Source organism: Verrucomicrobiia bacterium (assembly GCA_035574275.1).
GTDB lineage: Bacteria > Zixibacteria > MSB-5A5 > DSPP01 > DSPP01 > DSPP01.
In genome coordinates this window covers 34,908-57,230 of the sequence record DATLYY010000060.1, presented here as the reverse complement: position 1 = coordinate 57,230, position 22,323 = coordinate 34,908, and the positions used below count along the sequence as shown (strand labels likewise).

Here is a 22,323-nt window from a genome sequence, read left to right as displayed (position 1 = left end):
ATTCAAAACCGGAGCACGGTTCACGTTGTTGACGGTGATGGTAACGACTTCGCTATCCGCGAGTGTACCGTCCGAAGCGATAAAAGTCACATTATAATTTCCGGCTTGTGCAAAGGTCGGTGTCCAAGTGAAGGAACCGGCTCCGTTCAAGGAATCAACAAAAGTTGCACCGGAGGGTAATCCGACGGCCGAAAGAACGGGCGTGGTGCCGTCCGGGTCGGAAGATGAAATCCTGAACTGCAAAAGCTGGTTCTCGTTGACCGACTTCGCTCCGATTGCATTCAAAACCGGAGCACGGTTCTCGTTGTTGACGGTTATTGCAACGGCTTCACTATCCGCCAAGGAACCATCCGAAGCGATAAAGGTGACGTTGTAACTGCCCGCCTGCGTGAACGAGGGTGTCCAGCCGAAGGAGCCGGCTCCGTTCAAGGAATCAACAAAAGTTGCACCGGAGGGTAATCCGACGGCCGAAAGAACGGGCGTGGTCAAATCCGGGTCGGTGGCGGAAACCCGGAACGAAAGCAACTGACCCTCATTGGTGCTCTTGGCCCCAATGGCGGCGAACACCGGCGCGCGATTAATATTGTTAACGGTAATGGTAACCACTTCGCTGTCCGACAACGATGCATCGGCGGCGATGAAGGTGACATTGTAACTGCCGGATTGGGTGAAAGACGGCGTCCAACTAAATGAACCGGCGCTGTTCGTGGAATCCACAAACACGGCGCCGCTCGGCAATCCAACTGCGCTCAAAGTCAGCGGATCGGTATCCGGATCGGTGGCCGAAATGCGGAAAGACAAAAGCTGGTTTTCATTGGTGCTTTTGGCACCGATGGGGGCCAAAACCGGCCTTTGGTTCCCCACATCGTTGACTGTAATGGTGATGTTCTGGGTATCCACCAACTGCCCGTCGGAGGCCAAAAATCTCGTGTTGTAAACGCCCGCCTGGGTGAAGGTGGGCGTCCAGGTAAACCTCCCGCGCCCATTTAAAGAATCGACAAACACAGCTCCGCTCGGAAGCCCCGAAACGGAAAGAACCGGAATGGTCAAATCGGGATCGCTGGCGGAGACGTTGAAGGCCAAAAGCTGCCCTTCATTGGTCACCTTGTTGCCGATGGCGATCCAGACCGGTTTGCGGTTGACGTTGTTGACCGTAATGGCCACCAGCTCGGTATCCGTCAGTGCGCCATCGGTGGCGATAAAGCGGACGTTGTAGGTTCCGGCCTGGAAAAAGTCGGGGTTGAAGGTGAAGGACCCCCGGCCGTTCCCGGAATCGACAAAGCTGGCGTTGGCCGGAACGTTCTGGATGATAAAGGCCGGTATGGTGGCGTCCGGGTCGGTGGCGGAAAATCCAAACGTCAAATTCTGCCCTTCATCCGCGCTCTTGGCACCTATCGGGGCCAGAACGGGACGCTGGTTGCCGGCGTCGAAAACGGTGATTGCGACAATTTCGCTGTCCGCCAAGTTGCCGTCGGAGGCGATGAAGGTGACGTTGTACGTCCCGGCCTGCGTAAAACCTGGCGTCCAGGAGAACCGCCCCCTGCCGTTCAACGAATCAACGAAGCTCGCGCCGGAAGGCAGATTCGCCGTAGAAAGCGAAGGGGTGGTCAAATCCGGATCGCTGGAACTTATGTTGAAAGCCAGGTTGTTGCCTTCCACAATGGAGCGGCCGCCTATCGGGTTCAACACCGGTGCCCGGTTCACATTGTTGATTGTGATTGTAACCGCTTCACTGTCTGCCAACGAACCATCGGAAGCGATGAAAGTGACGTTGTATGTCCCGGATTGGAAGAACGTCGGCGTCCAACTGAAAGACCCGGCCCCGTTTGTGGAGTCCACAAAGGTTGCTCCGGTGGGCAAACCGGCGGCAGACAGGGTGGGTATGGGCCCGTCCGGATCGGATGCGGAAATCCGGAATTGCAGAAGCTGATTCTCGTTCGTGCTCTTGGCTCCAATGGCAGCGAGCACCGGTGCCCGGTTCACATTGTTTACAGTAATCGCAACCACTTCGCTGTCCGCCGTCGCGCCGTCCGAGGCGATAAAGGTCACGTTGTATGCGCCGGCCTGTGTAAAGGAAGGTGTCCAGGAAAATGAACCGGCCCCGTTCGTGGAATCGACAAACGTCGCGCCGCCGGGCAAACCGACCGCAGAAAGCGCCGGCGTGGTCAAATCGGGGTCTGTGGCTGAAACCCTGAATTGCAGCAACTGGTTCTCGTTCGTGCTCTTGGCTCCAACGGGGTCAAGGATGGGCGGCCGTGGAACATTATTAACCGTAATAACGACCGTCTCGCTATCGGCCAAACCTCCGTCGCTGGCGATGAACGTGACGTTGTACGTTCCCGCTTGGAAGAAAGTCGGCGTCCAGCTGAAAGAGCCGGCCCCGTTCAGCGAATCCGTAAAAATCGCCCCGGCCGGCAACCCGGCGGCCGACAAAGCCGGGGTGGTCAAATCCGGATCACTGGCAGAAACCCTGAACTGTAAAAGCTGATTCTCATTCGTGGATTTGGCGCCGATGGCGGCGAGTACGGGGGCACGATTGACATTATTAACCGTGATGGTCACCACTTCACTGTCCGCCAGCGAACCGTCCGAAGCGATGAAGGTGACGTTATAGGCGCCCGATTGGAAGAACGTAGGCGTCCAACTGAAAGAACCGGCTCCGTTGGTGGAATCGACGAAAATAGCACCTGTTGGCAGACCGACCGTTGAAAGAGCGGATATGGTACCGTCCGGGTCTGAAGAAGAGACTCTGAATTGCAGCAATTGATTCTCATTGACCGACTTTGCCCCGATTGCATTCAGCACCGGTGCCCGGTTCACATTGTTGACGGTAATGGTGACCACTTCGCTGTCTGCCAAAGCGCCATCCGAGGCGATAAAAGTAACGTTGTAACTTCCGGACTGGGTGAAAGAGGGCGTCCAACTGAAAGAACCGGCCCCGTTCGCAGAGTCCACAAAGGTGGCACCCGTGGGCAAACCGACCGTTGACAGTACCGGCGTCGTCAAATCCGGATCAGTAGCCGAAACCCTGAACTGTAAAAGCTGATTCTCATTCGTGGATTTGGCGCCGATGGCCGCGAGCACGGGTGCACGATTGACATTATTAACCGTGATGGTCACCACTTCACTGTCCGCCAGGGAACCGTCCGAAGCAATGAAGGTGACGTTATAGGTGCCCGATTGGAAAAACGAAGGCGTCCAGTTGAACGAACCAGCCCCGTTCGTAGAGTCCACAAACGCGGCTCCGGCCGGCAAACCAACGGCGGAAAGCACGGGTGTGGTCAAATCCGGGTCGGTGGCCGAAACCCTGAATTGCAAAAGCTGATTCTCGTTCGTGTTCTTGGCCCCAATGGCATTAAGAACAGGTGCACGATTGACGTTGTTGACGGTAATGGTGACGACTTCGCTGTCCGCCAGGGAGCCGTCCGAGGCAATGAAAGTGACGTTATAGGAGCCCGACTGGAAAAACGTTGGCGTCCAGTTTAAAGAACCGGCGCCGTTGAGCGAGTCCACAAAAGTAGCCCCGGTGGGCAAACCGACCGTTGACAGCGTCGGCGTGGTCAAGTCCGGATCACTGGCCGAAACCCTAAACTGCAAAAGCTGATTCTCGTTGGTGCTCTTGGCTCCGATGGCGTTAAGAACAGGCGCTCGATTGACGTTGTTGACCGTAATAGTCACCACTTCACTGTCCGCCAGGGAACCGTCCGAAGCGATAAAAGTAACGTTGTAACTTCCGGACTGGGTGAAAGAAGGCGTCCAACTGAAAGAACCGGCTCCGTTGAGTGAGTCCACGAAAGTGGCGCCCGTGGGCAGCCCGACCGTTGACAGTGCCGGCGTGGTTAAGTCCGGATCACTGGCCGAAACCCGGAATTGTAACAATTGATTCTCATTGACCGACTTTGCCCCAATGGCACTCAATACCGGTGCCCGGTTCACGTTGTTGACGGTTATCGCGACGACTTCACTATCGGCCAAGGACCCATCCGACGCGATAAAGGTCACGTTGTAACTACCCGACTGGAAAAACGTTGGCGTCCAGTTGAAAGACCCAGCTCCGTTGAGCGAGTCTACAAATGTCGCTCCGGTGGGCAGACCGACGGCTGAGAGCGTGGGCGTGGTCAAATCCGGGTCAGAAGACGAGATTCTAAACTGCAGTAGCTGATTCTCATTGGTGCTCTTAGCCCCAATGGCATTAAGAACAGGTGCTCGATTGACATTGTTGACGGTAATGGTGACGACTTCACTGTCCGCCAGAGAACCATCCGAGGCAATGAAGGTGACGTTATAAGTCCCCGATTGGAAGAACGAAGGCGTCCAGCTAAACGAACCCGCCCCGGTCAAAGAATCGGTCAAAACGGCCCCAGTGGGAAGATTGGCTGCCGACAAGGTCGGAACGGTGGCATCGATATCCGAGGCCGATATCCTAAACTGCAAAAGCTGATTCTCGTTGGTGCTCTTGGCCCCAATGGCATTCAACACCGGCGGCGCATTCACGTTATTAATGGTGATGGCGACCACTTCACTATCCGCCAAAGAGCCGTCCGAGGCGATAAAAGTAACGTTGTAACTTCCGGACTGGGTGAAAGAAGGCGTCCAACTGAAAGAACCCGCCCCGTTTGTGGAATCCACAAAGGCAGCTCCGCTTGGCAAACCGACCGCGTTTAAACTCGGTGTAGTCAAATCCGGATCGCTGGCCGAAACTCTAAACTGCAAAAGCTGATTCTCATTTTCGGTTTTTGAGCCGATAGTATTCAAAACCGGCGCCCGGTTCACGTTGTTCACCGTGATGGCGACCACTTCACTGTCCGCCAAAGAGCCGTCCGAAGCAATGAAGGTCACATTATAGCTGCCGGCCTGGGTAAAGGAAGGCGTCCAACTGAAAGACCCCGCGCCGTTCGTCGAATCCACAAACACCGCCCCGGAAGGCAGACCAGCCGTAGAAAGCGTAAGCGTGGTTAAATCCGGATCGGAAGCGGAAACCCTGAATTGCAGAAGCTGGTTCTCGTTGGTGGATTTCGCGCCAATCGCATTCAAAAGCGGCGCCCGGTTCACGTTGTTCACGGTAATCGTTACAACTTCCGAATCCGCCAGCGAGCCGTCCGAGGCGATAAAGGTTACATTGTAATTGCCGGATTGAAAGAAATCCGGCGTCCAAGTAAACGAACCGGCCCCGTTGGTCGAGTCCACAAATACGGCCCCGGAAGGCAGGCCGACGATGGAAAGTGCGGGAATGGTGCCGTCCGGATCAACGGCCGAGACCCGGAACTGGAGAAGCTGATTCTCGTTCGTGCTTTTGGCCCCTATTCCGTTCAGTATGGGGGCCTGCGGGACGTTATTGACCGTGATGGTAACCGCTTCGCTGTCCGCCAATGAGCCGTCGGACGCAACAAAGGTGACATTATAGGTCCCGGCTTGGAAATACGTTGGCGTCCAGGAAAAAGACCCTGCGCCGTTCGTCGAATCCACAAACACCACCCCGGAAGGCAGACCAGCCGTGGAAAGCGCAGGAGTGGTCAAATCTGGATCGGTGGCCGAAACCCGAAACTGCAAAAGTTGGTTCTCATTCGTGGACTTGGACCCAATGGCATTAAGAACAGGCGTTCGGTTCACATTGTTGACTGTGATGACAACCACTTCACTATCCGCCAAAGCACCGTCCGAGGCGATAAAGGTCACGTTATACGTTCCGGATTGGAAGAAGGTCGGCGTCCAAGTGAAAGAGCCGGCTCCGTTCAGCGAATCAACAAAAACGGCCCCGCTCGGCGCGCCAACGGTCGAAAGTGTCGGCACGGTGCCGTCCGGGTCGCTTGCCGAAATCCCGAATTGCAGAAGCTGGTTCTCATTGGTAGATTTGGCGCCAATCGCATTCAAAACCGGAACCCGGTTTACGTTGTTGACCGTAATCGGAACGACTTCGCTGTCCGCCAAAGAACCGTCGGAGGCGATAAAGGTTGCATTATAACTGCCAGCTTGGGTGAAGGAGGGCGTCCAGCTGAACGACCCCGCCCCGTTCAAAGAATCAACAAAAGCGGCTCCAAGGGGCAAACCGGCGGCCGAGAGTACCGGAACCCCCCCATCCGGGTCCGAAGCAGAAATTCTGAATTGCAAAAGCTGGTTCTCGTTGGTGCTTCTGGCTCCAATGACGTTCAGCACGGGCGCCCGGTTCACGTTATTCACTGTAATGGCGACCACTTCACTGTCCGCCAAGGAGCCATCCGAGGCGACAATGGTAACGTTGTAACTGCCTGCCTGCGTGAACGTCGGCGTCCAGCTGAAGGAACCGGCGCCGTTCAAGGAGTCGATCAACGCCGCTCCGGAGGGAAGATTGGCGGCCGAAAGAACCGGCGTGGTCAAATCCGGATCCGAACCGGAAACCCTAAACTGCAGGAGCTGATTTTCATTGGTAGATTTGGCCCCAATCGGATCCAAAACGGGCGGACGGTTGACGTTGTTCACCGTAATGGCGACCACTTCACTATCCGCCAAGCCGCCGTCACCGGCGATGAAAGTCACGTTGTGCGTGCCAGCCTGTGTGAATGAAGGTGTCCAGTTGAAGGAACCGGCGCCGTTCAAGGAATCAACAAAGGCGGCCCCCGGAGGCAAACCGGCGGCCGAAAGCGCCGGAATTCCGCCATCCGGGTCCGAAGCGGAAATCCGGAATTGCAAGAGCTGGTTTTCATCGACCGATTTGGCGCCGATGGCCGCCAAAACCGGCGGGGCGTTGACGTTGTTGACGGTAACGGCAACCACCTCGCTGTCCGCCAGAGAGCCGTCGGAAGCGATAAAGGTCACATTATAAACCCCGGACTGGGTGAACGTCGGCGTCCAAGTGAAGGACCCGGCGCCATTGGTGGAATCGACGAACACGGCTCCCGAGGGCAAACCAACGGCACTCAAACCGGAGATGGTTCCATCTGGATCGGAGGCGGAAACCCTGAATAGCAAAAGTTGGTTTTCATTGGTGCTTTTGGCACCAATGGCGTTCAGTACCGGGGCTCTATTGACGTTGTTGACCGTGATGGCGACAACCTCGCTGTCCGCCAATGTGCCGTCCGAAGCGATAAAAGTAACGTTGTAACTTCCGGACTGGGTGAAAGAGGGCGTCCAACTGAATGAACCGGCCCCGTTCAAGGAATCCACAAAGGTGGCGCCGGAAGGCAGTCCGACCGCCGAAAGCGTAGGTGTGGTGGCATCCGGGTCGGTGGCCGAAACTCGAAACTGGAGAAGCTGGTTCTCGTTGGTGGATTTTGCCCCGATGGCGGCCAGTACGGGAGGCTGGCCGGAGGCAAACTGCACGACAAACCATCCCACGTCCGCCGCCGTGCCGGTGGCTCCCCGGAAAACAGAAAGCGTGGTCGCCGCCGTCAAGCTGTGTGTCAGGGCCGTTTCATCCAAGTTGGCAGTAGAAGTACCGGAGCCTCCCCGCACATTAATAAAGGAAGCGCTCCGCGACAAATTGACGGCCGAAAGGGTGGCCGTGCCGGAAGAAGCGGCACTCCCCAACGGAATGCTGCCGGCCTGCACGCTGGAACCGTCGGTCAGGGTGATCACCTGCCAGGCAATCTCCACGCTGTTGGTGGTGGAAATCCGGTCAAAGTTTAGCGAAGTCGGAGATGTAATCTGACCGCGAACCATGTATTGCGATTCGATACCGTTGACCGCGGCGTCCCCTCGCTGGGTCAACAGCAGAAAGCTGGTGGCTGGATTGGCGGAAGAAATGGCCGCCGCGGCGGAGGAGGCCCCGGCACCGATGGAAGTCAAGCCGCGCTGCACGGAGGCACCGGTAAACGTAACCACCTGCCAGTAGACGGTGATGGCCGTTCCGCTCTGGTTGCGGGATAGTTCAAGGTTCGTGCTGGAGGTCAGATGGGCCCGCACGGTCCACTCCTCGTCCGTGTTTTGGGTGCCCGAAGGCGTGGCGACCGAAATCAAGACGAAACTTTCAGACAAATTCACCGCCGCAATCGGAACGTTGACGGTGGTGGTGGCGGTTCCGAACGTGGTGTCCCGGCGCTGAACGGAAACGCCGGAATTGAACTCAATCGCCTGCCAGTCCACAATAGTGGCCTGCGTGGGGGAACCGAGCCGCTGCAAATTGAGGGTGGTGGCGCCGGAAAGCTGAAAACCGACCCGGTTGGAGTTGGCGGTGGAGGAGTTGATCCGCCCGCCCCCCCAGTTGATTCCCCCCCAGACGATGGTCTTGGTCGGATCCACGGCGGTGAGGGTCACCGGCAGGGTATTCTGGCCGGAGGCGAAAGTCGCCTGCCCCCGCTGCACCGATTTCACGGAGGCGGCTTGAATCGATGAAAAAACGCCAAAAAACAAAAGCAAGCCGACGGCAACAATAAGCCGCCCGCTGCCAACAACCCCCCCTAACCTTCCTAAAGTCCTGCCCATCATTTTACCTGCTCCTCTGCTAAGCCCGCTTTTCCCAAAGCCGTTACTTCAGAAACACCATCTTCTTGGTCACCGAAAAATCCTTGGAGGTCAATCGATAAAGATAAACACCGGAGGAAACCCGGTTTCCGCTCCGGTCCGTTCCGTCCCATTCCAGCGTGTAGGTGCCGGGGGCGCGCCGGTCATCCACCAAAGTCCGGACGGACTGCCCGAGGATGTTGAAAACCTCCAGCTTCACCGGCACGGGCGAGCCGTCGGCGTCGGCGGAGGCCACCTTGAACTGGATGGTGGTTTTGGGGTTGAACGGATTGGGATAGTTCTGGGAAAGCTCGAACTGCCGCGGCACGTTGGCCCCCACCCCGGCCACCGGAATCCCCTGTCCGTTCCCCGTGGAAAGAAACGCCCGGGTGATGGTCAGCTTGGGAGGAATCGTGTCGCCGATGCCGGAAAGGCGGGTGGCCGGAATTTCCAGAATCGTGCTATTGCCAGTTGGAATCTCGTTTCGGGAATCCCCCATGTTGTACAAAACGAAACTCATTTTTCCGGGGGCGTTTTCCAAGTATTTCAGGATGAGGTTGTTGCTGGCAGCCGTTTTCTGGGGAACGTCCAGCCGGACCTCCGCCGGATTGTACGCCACATGCACCTGTACGCCGGCGATGTCGGCGGGCAGTTCCGCTTCCAGCCTGATCGGTTCGCTGGAATTGAAGGCAAAAGGCCTTGCGTTCAACGCCAGATTGGCGGGCGGCCCAATATATTCGGGAACCGCGGGCGGCAGGGGAACGCCGAAAATCAAATTGATGATGTTGACCAAATCAATGATGTTGGCCAGCGAATCCTGGTTCGTGTTGGCGGCATCGAACTGCCTGACGGAAAAAGAATAGTTCCCCAAAATGAATCCCACCAGGGCCACGGCGTCCGCCACATTTACAAGGGTGTCCAAATTGGCGTCCCCGAACCGGTCGATGAAAAATTCCCCGCTCTGGGTCAGCATGCTTTGCGAGGGCACCCGCGGGTCCGGATTGACCGATTCAAAACCGCTGTCTATGACGATGTCGCTTTTTCCGGGAAGGGCAAGAGGTGAAACGCTTAAGGCCACGTTCATAATGGTGGGGAGGGTGGCCGGGCGCACCGAGTCCCCCGAAAGCGAAAAGGCCAAAACCCGTATCCGATCCGCCTGGCCCCCCAGATTGCGGTATTCGATAAGAAAATTCTCCAGCCGCGCGGTCGGGACAAGGGAATCTATTTGGATGGTGGCCGTATCAAACTTCAAGTCAAACTGCACGCCGTACACCTGCGCTCGGGCGGTCAAATCAATAGGGAAAAAGGCCGGCTTTTTGCCGGGAATAGCCCCTGTGGGGGCCTTGCCGGTGACTGAGGAGGAGAACAAAACATCCTTCAGCACTTCCGTTACAGTGATGGATGCGGTGCGCGTAAACGAGGCGCCGGAATCATCCACCGCCCGGAAAACCGCGGTAAAACCCCCCACTTGCGAAAGGGAGGGGGAAAAAGTGAACGTGCCGGAAACCACCGAGTCGCCGGTGACCGTGGTGAAAGTCGCGTTTTGGGGGAGCGTGGTCGCCGAGAGGGTGACGTTATCCCCGTCCGGATCGGAAGCAGTTACCGTAAACGACAAAATTGAACCCTGCGGCACCGTCTGCGCCGCAATCAGATTGATTGTGGGCGGGTCATTGCCCGGCCCCGGAGGAGGAGTAACCGGCCCGCACCCTCCGTTTATGCTCCCCGCACCGATTTGCAGACTTGCATGTTCCAGTGTGGGATTGATTATGAGCGTGTTTGTATCGGAAAGCGCATTTCGAAGCCCTCCCGCCGCGGTGTCATCCACCAGCCGGATGCAAATGGTGGTATCGAGCGTCGTTTTTACCCGGAAATTCAAAAGGCAAATCGGCCCGCTCCCCGGATTGATCCGGTCGGCGATGTCCAGGGAAAAAAGAACGAACCCGACCGCCCCCGGCCCCGCATCCCCCGCATTAAAGGCCGGCAGCGCCGTCCCCCGGCCGACCCGGACCATTGAATAGGTGTAAAACACGGTATCCTTGGTCGTATCGACGGTGCTGTCGACAATTATCGGCTCGATAAGATTCCGGTCGAAAACCAGCCGCCCGGAAATTCCGGTGACCGGCCTTGCATTCGCCAGCGTGACGGGGATGGAGAAAGTGGTGCCGACCACGTTGGGAACGGTCGCCGAATTGACGATTAGCGACTCGGTGGTGGAAGGCACAATCTGCGCATGGCCCGAAGGGCTCCAGGCCGTGCTGATAACGAAAAACAAAAAAACCAAAAAAACCAGTTTTTTTCCCATCTTTTTTCCTTCCATTGACCGTTGGCTCCTCATCCGGCCGAAACCGCGCTTTCCAAACCGTGCCGGGCATCCCACGGAAACCGGGCGGCAAAAATAAATTGAGCGGAAGGCCCCGCACCCGTGCGGGCTGCACCGGCTTTGGGTAAGCGCCCGGGCAAAATCAGACCCGGCCGTGCCGCAAGCCGATAACCGGTCATTCCAGGAAAACCGGCATTCAAAATGATAACCCTCCAGCAACCATCGTTTTTTGGGGCGCAAGACCCCGTCTGTCCTTCATTGCGCAAACCTCATACCGCACCCATGCCAAACTTGGGTGCACCGACATTATGAAAGGCCCAAACCGGCCCGCATAACGCCTTGCTTTACATTCAGTTCCGGCCCCTTCACCCGTGACGGCCCGGGGCCCTTACCAAGCGGTAGCGAGACCTACGAAGTTAAGGAACTCCCCCCTGCGACTAATATGTCCAGCTTATGCAATCCCCTGCAACCTGCCCCTTTTTCAGCTTTTACCGGCGGCGACCATCCCGGCGTCTGCTGGCGGCTCCAACTATCCGGGAACCTTCCCATTACAAACAAAAAAAGCAGTTCGACTTCCTTCTTACTGCCTCTGCCAACTAACGTCATGCTCATTTTCATTCCTTTTAACTACCCGTTGGCGATCTCTCTTTTCAATCCTCCTTTCGTCCGGTTTGCGTTTTACGATTCCGGGAGTCCCGCCCCGAAGGGCGGGAACTCCCAAAACCGGTGAATCAAATTACTTCAGGTAGAGCATCTTCAAAGTGGCGCTGTAATCCTTAGCCGCCGCTTTGTAGAAGTAGATACCCGAAGAAACGGGCGTGCCGTTGTGGTCCGTGCCGTCCCAGGTGATGACCTTGTTGCCGGCAGGAGCCGAACCCTCGAAGCGCTTCACGACCTGGCCGGCCACGTTGTAAACCGTGACGGTGTAGTCGGAAGCCACCGGCAGAGCCAGAACAAAGCTGGTCTTGCCGTTGAAGGGGTTCGGATAGTTCTGCGACAAGCCGAACTTGGTCGGCAGGGCCGAAACTTTGGCCTGAGCCGGCAAAGCGATGCCGTAGTAGTCGGCCGCTTCGGTCTCGATCAGCTCGACGGAACCTTCCACGTTCATGGTGAAGATGGCGCCCGCGTTCGGAGCAATCATCCGGTCGCGCGCTTCGGAGTAAACCAGAACCGAAAGCTCGTTGCCGACCAAGTTGCTCTTCACGGTCATCCCTTCAGCCGCTTCGGTCAGAACCGGCGCCGCGACGGAGCCGTCCACCCGGAACTTCAGGTAGAGACCGCCCAAATCGGAGGCCGAGCTGGCCGAAAGGGTCCACTCGGAACCGGCGTTGGAAAGCGCCACGGAAACGGCGCCGGCCGCCGGGTTCATCCGGGGCAGCGGGTTGGCGTCGCCGGTGAGCACGCGAATCAGGGCCACCAGGTCACCAACGGAGAGCACAATGCCGTCCCCGTTGACGTCGGAAGCCGCAATCTGCGACTGCCGGTGCGTCGGGTTGGAGGAGAGCACGCTCGGCCCGTAGATGAAGTAGTTCTCATACAGAACCGCGTCGCCGGTCTCGTATCCCAGACCGTTCAGGTTCAAATCACCCCGGTCGTCGATCTGTTCCGGAGTCGGCAGGCAGATGTGCCCGTTGCAGAACTCCAGGAACTTCCGCGGCGAGGGTTTCCCCGGGCCGCCGGAGGACTGGTCGCAGTTGGAGATGTCGCCCGGAGAAACGCTCGGGTCGTTCAAGGGAATCGGCAGACCGGACGAGGTGAACAGCGCCTCGACCACCCAAGTCACGTTACCGGTTTCATCCGACACGGTGTTGTCCGTGCAGTCAAACCAGTACCAGGAAATCGGGCAGCACTGCCCGGCCAGGGTGCGGTCGTTGGAGGTGCGGAATTTCAACACCACCCATTCCCCTTGGTTGTTGCCGTTGAAATTCGGGTGGTCCGCGCCGTTGTTGACGTCGGCGATCGCCACGACCCGAATCAAGCAGGAAGGACACCCGGAACCGCAGTTGCCGTTACCCACGGCGCCGTAGCGGTAGGTGAAGAATTCCCAGTCCTGCGCAACCAGCATCGCGCCCCTGCGGGCGGAGAGGAACTGCAAACAGGCGCAGTCATACGAAAGCAGGAAGGAGAACCCGCCCACGTTTTCGCTTGAGGCCGTGTTCGGATCCTCGGCCTGCACCAGGTTGTTGATGGCCACTTCCACGTCGGTGTTCTGGTACGCGGTAAGCGTGTCGATGCAGATGTGGAAGCGCTGCCCGACGACCACCGTGATAGTGTAGCTGCACTGCGCGGAAGCGCCGCACAAATCGGTGACGCTGATGGTCACGTTGTGGGCGCCGGCATCCGCCACGGTCGGGCTCCAGTTAACCTGGCCGGAGGCGGAAACCGTCAAACCGGCGGGACCGGAAACCAAAGCGAAGCTCAAATTGCCGGCATCGGCCGGGTCAGCATCCGAGCCGTTCGCCTGGGCGCTGTAGTTGCTGCCGGCCTGAACCTGCGCGTTCGGCGGGCACTGAATGCTCGGCGGCGCGTTGGTCACCACCAACTGGAACTGGCAGGTGGCCGAAAGCGGGCCGGGCTGGCAGGAGCCGAAGCCGTCCACAACCTGTTCCTGAACGGTCTGCGGGGAGGCGCCAACGTCCTGGCAGGAGGTCTGGTAGGACCAAGCCCCGCCGGCGGTGGTGCTGCCCGGACCGGAGGTCTGGGCCACGGAAACGACATCGCCCTGATCCGGATCAGAGGTGTTAATCTGATTGGTGGCAAGCTGGCCGTGCGACACAGTAACGGTCGGCTGGGCCGGCGTGCAGGAAGGAGCGTTGTCGATGATGTTCAGCGTGAACTGGCACTGCCGCACGGTACCGGCTTGCGTTCTCGCCTCAATAGTCACCGGAATGGCGCCCAACGGGCACTGCCCGGAGAAGGTATAAACGCCGGTCGGGCTAATCGAGCCCGGGCCGACGACTACCGCCCAAGAAACCGCCGGTGCCCCGGCTGGATCTTCGTTGAAATCATACGTGTACGGCCGGCCATAGAGGACGTTTCCGCCCGCACCGGAGCAGTTTATTATGTCGAACGGCTCACTAATGGTGACGATGCCGGGAACATAGTTCACCGGAAAGTCAGCCGGAGCAGTGTTGGTGAAGGTGTTCCGCAGCCCGGAAACCGTGCCGGTGTCAAAGATAACCTGTCCCAGACCGGAGGTCGCCTTGAAACGGGCTTCCCATACATCTTTCCGGCTGGCGTTGGGCGGCTCGATCGTGGAAGGATCAGCAGGATCGAAACCGGCCGCAAGCAGGAAGCGGTCCGGAGAGGCATCGTTGTAGTTGGCAAAGGCGGCGGCCGAGAAGAACCGTAACGTATTGGTCAACGGATTGATCAAATTCGTATAGGTTCTGCCGGTCGCGCCCGGGCCGTTGTTGAACAGCATGTAGGCGGTGCCGGAAAGGGTGTATTCCGTGCACGCCCACGTCATGAACGTCAGCGAGTCCCGGTTGGTAATCGCCAGCCGCAGAAGAACGGCGTTGGGGGCGTTCAGGCCGGTTGAAACCGTCTTGGATTCGAGAATCATCGAATCCTGCGGGTTCGCCTGTCCCCAAGCCAGAGCGGGCACTACCAGCAGAAGACCCACCAGCAAGGTTAAAATGCGTTTACTCTTCATAATTCGTTACTCCTTTTCAAATCGAAAGAAGCGTTAACAGTTGTGTACCCTATTAGCTCTAATCGCTTTGGGCGATTTCCCCCTCCGTTTGGTAAGCCTGGCTGTTCCGGCTCAATGAAACAGCCTTGTCCGTTTGCGTTGGCCTCGTGCTTACAGACGGCTCGAGCGTTTAAGCGGGGCACCTCCTTTCCGGTTAAAGGTTTATAGGTCATCGTTCGTTCTTTAACAGGGCAATGAATTGCCGCTGAAAACTTTTCCAAGCAAAATCACCACGTCGGACGGGGTCCACTGCCCGTCGCAGTTCACGTCCCCCACGGAAGGGGATGGAAGCGGCTGCGGGCTGCCGGCAAAAACCCATCCCAGCAAAATCACCACGTCCGTCGGGGAGTATACCCCGTCGAAATTGCAGTCCCCTTTCATCGAATACGGAATGGTCACCGTGCCGTGCGTGAGGGAAAGCGTGGTATCCGAAGCCTTCCAGATGGTGTTCCCCGATGAATCGGAAACCGTCGAATAAATCGAATCCAGGTAAATCTCCACCTGCCTTTGGGCCAAAGGAATACTGTCGGAAATGGGAAAGATGACCAAAGGCACGCGGAACAAAACGCCGTTCCCCGGCTGCATCACCGGCCCGGCGTTGGTTTGGGCCTGGCCGGTCACCTGAACGACGATTTCGGAAAGCCGGCCGCCGTCCATGAAATCAAAATTGGCGGAGCGGGTTCCTGAAGTGTAAACCTGGGTATTGTAGTTGTAACAGTTGGTGGGGCAGGTGATGAGGGTATCCCAGTGACATGGAGCCGGAGTACAGTCCCAGTAAATGACCGTGTCCGGCGGAATGGTGTCGATGCTGTTGTAGCCGAAATTGATGATGGAAGGTTCCGAGCTGGACAAAGAGATGCTATATCCTCCCACATGGACCACCGGGTTGTTCATCCGCACCGTCAAGAGTCTTGTTCCCAAAGCCCCGTTCGGATCGGAGATGTTGGGGTAGAGCACCGTGTCCACCACGGAAAGAAAAACCTGCGGCGTGCCGCCGAATGCTCCGCTCGTACACATCAGAGTTGCAAACCCCAATCCGAGTACCGTTTTTTTGACCGACATCGCGTGCCTCCTATTTGGAAAAAGAGCCATTACTTGCTTTCACTGCCAACACTCTTTAGCAAGAAACCCGCTCTTTTTCCTCCCGAAGGCCCGAATGTCTTTCGTTTAAACGCCAAAAAGAACCTGCGCAGGGACAAACGTCCCGCATGGCGATACAGTTCCTTTTACGGTATCAGGTTCTTCCTACTGCTGTACGTCCGGGATGCTGTTGGCCCCCTCAGACCAACCGTGCTGTCGTCCTCTTCTGTCAAAGAGGCCCGGCTGATTCTGCCTCACCGCTTGTTCAAGTCCATAAATTTGGAACTTTACTTAAGCTTCTTTCACCGAGGCACTATCAATATAAAAGCCCCCCCGAACTTGTCAATAGTTTTTTTTTGCATTTTGCCATACCCCCGGCCCGGGGCCGCAGCCCCCCGCAAAAAGGAAGGTGGGCCCAAGGGGACGGCAAGGCGGAGGTCTTTAGACCTCCATGTGATGCAGGGGAAAATAAAAAACGGCTAAGATGGAGGGTCGCAAAATTCTGAGAGGGGGGCAGGAAACTCAGAATGTGGTTGCGCCGTTTCCGGTCTTAGCCGTTTTCTGCTGACCAAAAAGTTAAACCCCCTGATCAGCTAATCCTTTAAACGCCCGAAGGGGCCGTTTGGTTCCCTTAATTTATAAAATTATTTCAACTCCGCAAGCATTTTCCGCACCTCCCCGGCCCGGGGGGAGTTGGGGTCAAGTTCCAGATATTTATTCCAGTACTTGCGCGCGCGGGTATTGTCCCCTGTGTTGATGTAAACGACCCCCAGATTGAAAGTGGCCACCACATGCTTGGGGTTTTGGGCCAGCACTTTTTCCAGCTCCCGTTTGGCCCCCGCAAAATCCCCCATGAAGTTGAGCGCCGCCGCGTAGTCCGTGCGCACGTCCAAAGCGGTCGAGTCGATTTCCAAGGCCTTCTTGTAAATCACCATGGCGTCGTGAAACTGCTGGTGGTCGAAGTAATGGTTCCCCATCTCCACCAGTTTGGCAAAATCCTTCGGCAGTTTGGCAACTTCCTCGTCCGAAAGCTGGGGCAAAGGGGGCTCTCCTTGCGATGCGGCCGGCATGTTGCCGGAGCCGCCGCCGGGCGGGGGGGACTGCGAGGAAACGAAAACGAAAATAAATATGAGCCCGGCCGCCACCAGCCCCAAGGCCACCCACGGCGCACTTTTCGGAATCCTGTGAAAATCCGCTGGCTGCACGGCCCCCTTCAATTTCACCCCGCAGGCCGGGCAGAAGTTTTCCTCCCCGCTCACTTCCTTTCCGCATTGCGGGCAGGCCGAAATTTTGGGCTCCGACAGAGCCGCCCCGCAGGAAGCGCAAAACCGCGCCTCCTTCAAATTCTCACTTCCGCAGGAAGAACAGATTATCTTCTCCATATCCGCATTTAACTAAAAAGAACCCCGCCCCACAAGCGCTTTTTTAACCGCTCCTCCCTTTAACAAAGCCGTACTTCTCCAGTCTATATATTAATGTGGGGCGGGTGATGCCCAAATATTGGGCCGCCTTGGTCTGGTTGCCGCCGAATTTCTCGAGCGCGAACCGAATGAGCTCCTTTTCCAGTTCCTCCAGATGGACCCCTTCTTCCGGCGGCTCGAAAAAGAGTTTCGGCTTTTCCGGTCTGTAACGGCGGACCTTTTCCGGCAGGTCGGCCGCACCGATTTCATTCGAACGCCGGAGCACCGAGATTTGTTCGCAGATATTTTCCAATTCCCGCACGTTGCCGGGAAATGGATAGGCCAAAAGAAGCGCCATCCCCTCCGCCGAAATCCGCAGCTCCGGCGCCCCGAACTTTTTGAAAAAATGGGAGACCAAAGACGGGATATCCTCCCGCCGTTCCCGCAGGGAGGGGAGTTCGACCGGCAGCACGGAAAGCCGGTAGTACAAATCCTCGCGAAACGTTTTTTCGACAATCAACTGCTCCAATTTCTTGTTGGTGGAAGCCACCAGCCGGAAATCGACCGCCGCTTCCCCCTTGCCGCCCAATCGCGAAATCTTCTTGTCTTCCAGAACGCGTAAAAGCTTCGCCTGCATTTCGAGCGGCAGTTCCGCCACCTCGTCCAAAAATAAAGTCCCCCCCTCCGCCTCTTCGAATTTCCCCTCCCGGTCCCGGATCGCCCCGGTGAAGGCCCCCCGCACGTAGCCGAAAAGTTCCGCTTCCAAAAGGTTGGAGGGGATCGCCGCGCAGTTGATGGCCACAAAAGGGCCGGAGGCGCGGGGGGAATGAAAATGCAGCGCCCGCGCCACCAGCTCCTTGCCGGTGCCGGACTCCCCGGTGATTAAAGCATTGGCCGTCGAGCCGGCCGCTTTGGCGATCCAGGCGAATACCGTTTCCATGGCCGGTGAGGAGCCGACGAAATTCTCCGGCCGGAATTTTTCCGCCAGCTGCTCCTTGAGCCGCTGGTTTTCGGAAACCAGCGAGCGCATCTTGAGCGCCTGACGGACGACCAAAACCAGCTCCTCCGGCGAAAACGGCTTGGTCAGATAATCGAAGGCCCCCAGCTTCATCGCCTCCACCGCCGTCTCGACGGTGCCGTAGGCGGTGATGACCACCGGCGTGGCTTTTGAACCCTGCCCGGAGAGCCGGCGCAAAAGCTCGATGCCGCCGACGTTCGGCATCGCCAAATCGGTGATGAAGATGGCCGCCTTGTTGTTCAATAGATAGGGCAGCGCCTTCCCGCCGTCCGGGAAGGAGGTGACGGCAAATCCCTCTTTTTTTAAAGAAAACTCCATCACCCGCAGAAATGAGGGATCGTCTTCGACCAAAACGATTTCCAACGGCTCTTTCATTTCGGCTCCAACGCCGGAAAAAACAAGATGGCCGTTGTACCTTCTCCCGGCTTCGATTCGATTTTCACTTCCCCTTTATGCAGCGAGCTGATTTGTTCCACAATCCCCAAACCGAGCCCCACCCCCTCCGGCCGAGTGGTGAAAAACGGGGTAAAGATTTTTTCCAGATTTTCCGGCGGAATGCCCGGCCCCCGGTCGGAGACGGAAAGAAAAACCCGCCGGCCGCCGGAGTTTATACCGGTGGAGATTTTGATTTCTCCTTCCCCCACGGCCTGCATGCCGTTCACCGCCAAATTCAAAACCGCCTGGCAAAGCTGGTTGGAATCCCCCAGAATTTTTGGCAGCTCACCTTCCAAATTCAGCGCCACCCGCACCCGCTTTCCCAATGGATGCGAACGCAAAATCCCCTCCGCCTGGCGGGCCACGTCGTTTAAATCACAAGAGGTAAAATCTTTCTTCTCGATGCGGGAGTAGTTCAAAAAATCGTTCACCACCCGCTCCAGCCGGTGCACCTCTTTTTTCAAAATATCCAGAAACTCTTTTTTCTCTTCCGGGCGGGCGCTCTCCTTGGACAAAATGTCAACGGAGCCCAATACGGAAGCCAAAGGGGTGCGCACTTCGTGCGCCATCCCGGCCGAAAGCTCCCCCAAAAGCTTGAGCCGGTCGGCCCGCAGAAGCTCCTTTTGCGCCTGTTCCAATTTCTCCCGCTGCTCCCGCTCCCGGGCCGCCAAAAAGCCGGTCAGCCCCCCCACAATATTATAGAGCAGGATGTCGAAGATGGCATCCTCCCTTTGGGTGTGAATGTGCGCCCACTGGTGCAAAACGTGCGGCAGATAAATGATCGAAATCAAAACGGAGGAGGCAAGCCCTCCCCGCATCCCGAACCAGAAAGCCGCCAAAAGAATGGGAACGAAGTACAGTTTCCGCCAGACGTCATGCAGAATCGGCCGGGAAGCGGGCGTTATATAATGCAGGATCGAAAAAACCGCCACCAGCCCGGCCACAATGGCCAGCTGTTTCCAGCGGCTACGCAAAGGCCGCTTCCTCCAATGCGTGATAAATAAACACCAACCCTTCGGTAAAACTTTTGAGCGCAACCCGTTCGTCATGCCCGTGCATCCGGGCTTCGTCCGCCTCGGTCAAGGGGAAGGGAAGAATACCATAGCAGGCAACCCCGATGGAACGAAGTTCCGCCGAGTCCGTGGCACCGGTGGACATGAAGGGGAAAACCACGGCCCCTGGCCAGGTTTTTTTCGCCGAAGAGGACAGCGCTTGAAAAAGCTCGTGCGAGACCGGCGAGGGATCCACTCCCGCCGCCTTCCCCTGCCGGTAGGAGATTTCAATCGAATCGTCCGCCACGGCTTTTTTAATTTCGGCCACGAACTCCTCGATTTTCTCGCCGGGCAAAAGCCGGCAGTTCAAAGTCGCCTCCGCTTCCGAAGGCAAAACGTTTTCCCGTATCCCCGATTTGAAAATGGTCGGGGCAATCGAGTTGCGCAGAATGGAATTGAAATAGGGATGCCTGGTCAATTGTTCCCGGGCATAGGCGCCGATGAGGGGGTCGTCGATGTTGCGGGCAAAAAACCCGGTGGGGGAAGCGGGGTCCAATTCGGCAATCCCCTTAAAAACCGCCCGGGTCGTTTGGTTCAATTTCAAGGGGGTTTTGTATTCCTCGATTTTGGCGACCGCTTTGGCCAGCCGGAAGATGGCGTTGTCCGGGAGGGGAACCGAGGCATGCCCCGGCGTCCCCTTCACGTTCAGATGAATGTGATAGGGCACCTTCTCCGCGTTCTGGATGGCCACATACTCCACTTTGCCGTTGTTCTGTTTGACCCGACCCCCCTCGTTGATGGCCGCTTCTGCGGCGATTTTGTCTCGGTGTTTTTCAATCAGCCAGCAAATCCCCTGCTTCCCCCCGGCTTCCTCGTCTGCGCAGGCAACAAAGAGTATCTCCCGCTTCAACGGGATTTTGTTGCGAACCAGTTGCAGAACGATTTCGGCAAAAAGCGCCCCCATCCCTTTATCGTCGATCGCCCCCCGGCCGTAGAGAAAACCGTCGTCGACGGCCGCCTCGAAGGGGTCATATTTCCACTTTTCCTTTTCGACGCCGACCACGTCCAGATGCGAAAGCAGAATGAGCGGCCCGGCTTTCCCCGAACCCTTCAAGCGGACGATTAGATTGGCCCGCATTTCCGAAGGTTTTAAAATCTCCGGTTTCAATCCGGCATCTTCAAAAAGCTTTTTGTAGTACAGCGCCGCCGGCAGCTCATCCCCGGGCGGGTTCGTCGTGTTGATGCGGATGACGTCCGAAAGTATTTTGTTTCCCTCTTCCCCGGCTTTGGCGAAATCAATTTGCGGCATAAATCTCCATTGTTTTTGCAACCCCAATATACCGCTTGGGGTGCCATAATCAACGTCGCAAAAACGCCGTTTTTGCCGGCCCCCAAAAGCCGCCCGGCGCCAAAAACCCGTTTTGCCTCCGGGTAACGCAAATCGGGGTTTCGCCTTGGGAAAATTGTTTCGCGTGAAACAATTTTTAATCCCCCTTTCGGATTGACTTGGGCGGCCCCAAAGCTTAGCTTTACGGGTAGCGGACGAAGCGGGGAGGGGCGGCTTTGGCCCTCTCCGGGAGGCGATGGTTCAATCCAGAAAGAAAAACTGCCGAAGTTAGAAATGGATGCGTATGCCCGATTTTGACACGCCCGAAAAGCTCCCCGAAAAAGTGGAGCTTTTGCGCCAGGCGGTGGAAGCCAAAATCACCCAGTTGACGGAGGCCAACCGCGCCCACCGGCGGAAAATCTTCGATTTATACACCATTTTCGAAATCTCCCGCCATTTGAACGCCATGCTGGAAACGGAGTCACTTTTGGACTCCATTCTGCTCACGGCCATCGGCCAGATGGGAACCTCCGGCGCGGCCATCGCCATCCAGCAAAATCCGGAGGAAGGAAAGCTCGTTTTTGTCAAGGCCAAGGGGATTGCCGCCGGCCGCTGGGAGGGAGTCTTTTGCGAGGCGGGCGGCGTTTTGTGCCAGTTTTTGCTCCGCCGCAACCAGGCCATCCTGTTTGCGGAGCTGAAGGAAAAAATCGGCGGCCAGACCGGCGAGGTGGAGAAGCTCGCCGCCGTCGAGGCGGAACTGGTGATTCCTCTTTCCGTCAAGAACCGGCTGGAGGGGATTTTGGTTTTGACCGGCAAAATCTCCGGGCTTCCCTTTTCGGAAAACGACATCGAGTTTCTTTCCATCCTGGCCAACCAGCTGGCGGTCACCGTGGAAAACGCCCGGCTGTACGAGATGGAAAAAAACACGAACGCCCAGCTGCGGGACACCCAGAACCAGCTGATCCGGCTGGAAAAGCTGGCCGCCCTGGGGGAGCTTTCCGCCACCATCGCCCACGAAGTGAACAACCCGCTGGGAATCATAAAAAATTACCTGGCCCTGATTGCCCCCCAGCTTCAGCCGGAGGATCCCAATTACCCCTTCTACCAGGTGATCAAGGAAGAGGTGGACCGCATCGCCAAAATCGTCCGCCAGTTGTTGGATTTCTACCGCCCCAAAGCGGAGGAGATGGCCCACGTGGACCTTTCCCAGGTTTTGGAGGAGACCGTCGTGCTTCTGGAAAAACAGCTGGCCTCCTCCAATATCGAGGTGGTGAAAAACCTCCCCCGTTCCCTGCCGAAAATCGAGGCCTCCCCGGCCCAGCTGAAGCAGGTGTTTTTGAATTTGCTGATGAATGCCCGCGAGGTGATGCCGGAAGGCGGAAAACTGGAGGTTTCCACCCGCGCCGAAAACGGCTACGTGGAGGCCGAGGTGGCCGACACGGGGGAAGGGATTGCGCCGGAGAATCTGGAAAAGATTTTTGAGCCCTTTTTCACCACCAAACGGGACAAGGGGGGAACCGGGCTGGGGCTTTCCGTCTGTTTGGGGATCGTGAGCAAAACCGGCGGCATCATCCGCGCCCAAAACCGCACGCCGAAAGGGGCCGCCTTCATTGTCCGGCTGCCGGTCAAAGAGAAATTATAA

The 22,323-nt window shown here is 57.2% G+C and carries 9 protein-coding genes; 1 reads left to right on the top strand and 8 read right to left on the bottom strand.

The genetic code is table 11. The annotated features are described in order from the left end of the window. The 8 genes from VNL73_08385 to VNL73_08350 form a co-directional block, all read right to left on the bottom strand. A partial coding sequence (locus VNL73_08385; protein ID HXF49424.1) for an Ig-like domain-containing protein occupies positions 1-8,400 on the bottom strand: 8,400 nt, incomplete at its 3' end. A 40-nt stretch (positions 8,401-8,440) separates the two neighbouring features. After that, on the bottom strand, positions 8,441-10,717 hold the full coding sequence (locus tag VNL73_08380; GenBank protein ID HXF49423.1) for a FlgD immunoglobulin-like domain containing protein: 2,277 nt from the start codon (positions 10,715-10,717) through the stop codon (positions 8,441-8,443). Positions 10,718-11,471: 754 nt separating this feature from the next. Then, positions 11,472-14,390, bottom strand: coding sequence for a putative Ig domain-containing protein (locus tag VNL73_08375; GenBank protein HXF49422.1), 2,919 nt, complete (start codon positions 14,388-14,390; stop codon positions 11,472-11,474). Between the two features lie 222 nt (positions 14,391-14,612). After that, the gene (locus tag VNL73_08370) at positions 14,613-15,491 is read right to left on the bottom strand and encodes a hypothetical protein (protein ID HXF49421.1); all 879 of its coding nucleotides are present in this window, start codon (positions 15,489-15,491) and stop codon (positions 14,613-14,615) included. A 662-nt stretch (positions 15,492-16,153) separates the two neighbouring features. Further along, positions 16,154-16,891, bottom strand: coding sequence for a tetratricopeptide repeat protein (locus tag VNL73_08365; protein ID HXF49420.1), 738 nt, complete (start codon positions 16,889-16,891; stop codon positions 16,154-16,156). 43 nt (positions 16,892-16,934) lie between these two features. Then, a complete protein-coding gene (locus VNL73_08360) occupies positions 16,935-18,302 on the bottom strand; it encodes a sigma-54 dependent transcriptional regulator (protein ID HXF49419.1) in 1,368 nt (455 codons plus the stop codon). After that, positions 18,299-19,336 carry an ATP-binding protein gene (locus VNL73_08355; GenBank protein HXF49418.1) on the bottom strand — a complete coding sequence of 346 codons (1,038 nt, stop codon included), beginning with the start codon at positions 19,334-19,336 and terminating at the stop codon, positions 18,299-18,301. The genes VNL73_08360 and VNL73_08355 overlap by 4 nt, the downstream gene beginning before the upstream one ends. Further along, positions 19,329-20,663 (bottom strand): M20/M25/M40 family metallo-hydrolase, encoded by a 1,335-nt coding sequence (locus VNL73_08350; GenBank protein ID HXF49417.1) that lies wholly within the window; start codon positions 20,661-20,663, stop codon positions 19,329-19,331. Before VNL73_08350 ends, VNL73_08355 begins: the two co-directional genes overlap by 8 nt. Before the next feature lie 322 nt (positions 20,664-20,985). Between VNL73_08350 and VNL73_08345 the strand changes: the two genes are divergently transcribed. Next, a complete protein-coding gene (locus VNL73_08345; protein HXF49416.1) occupies positions 20,986-22,323 on the top strand; it encodes an ATP-binding protein in 1,338 nt (445 codons plus the stop codon).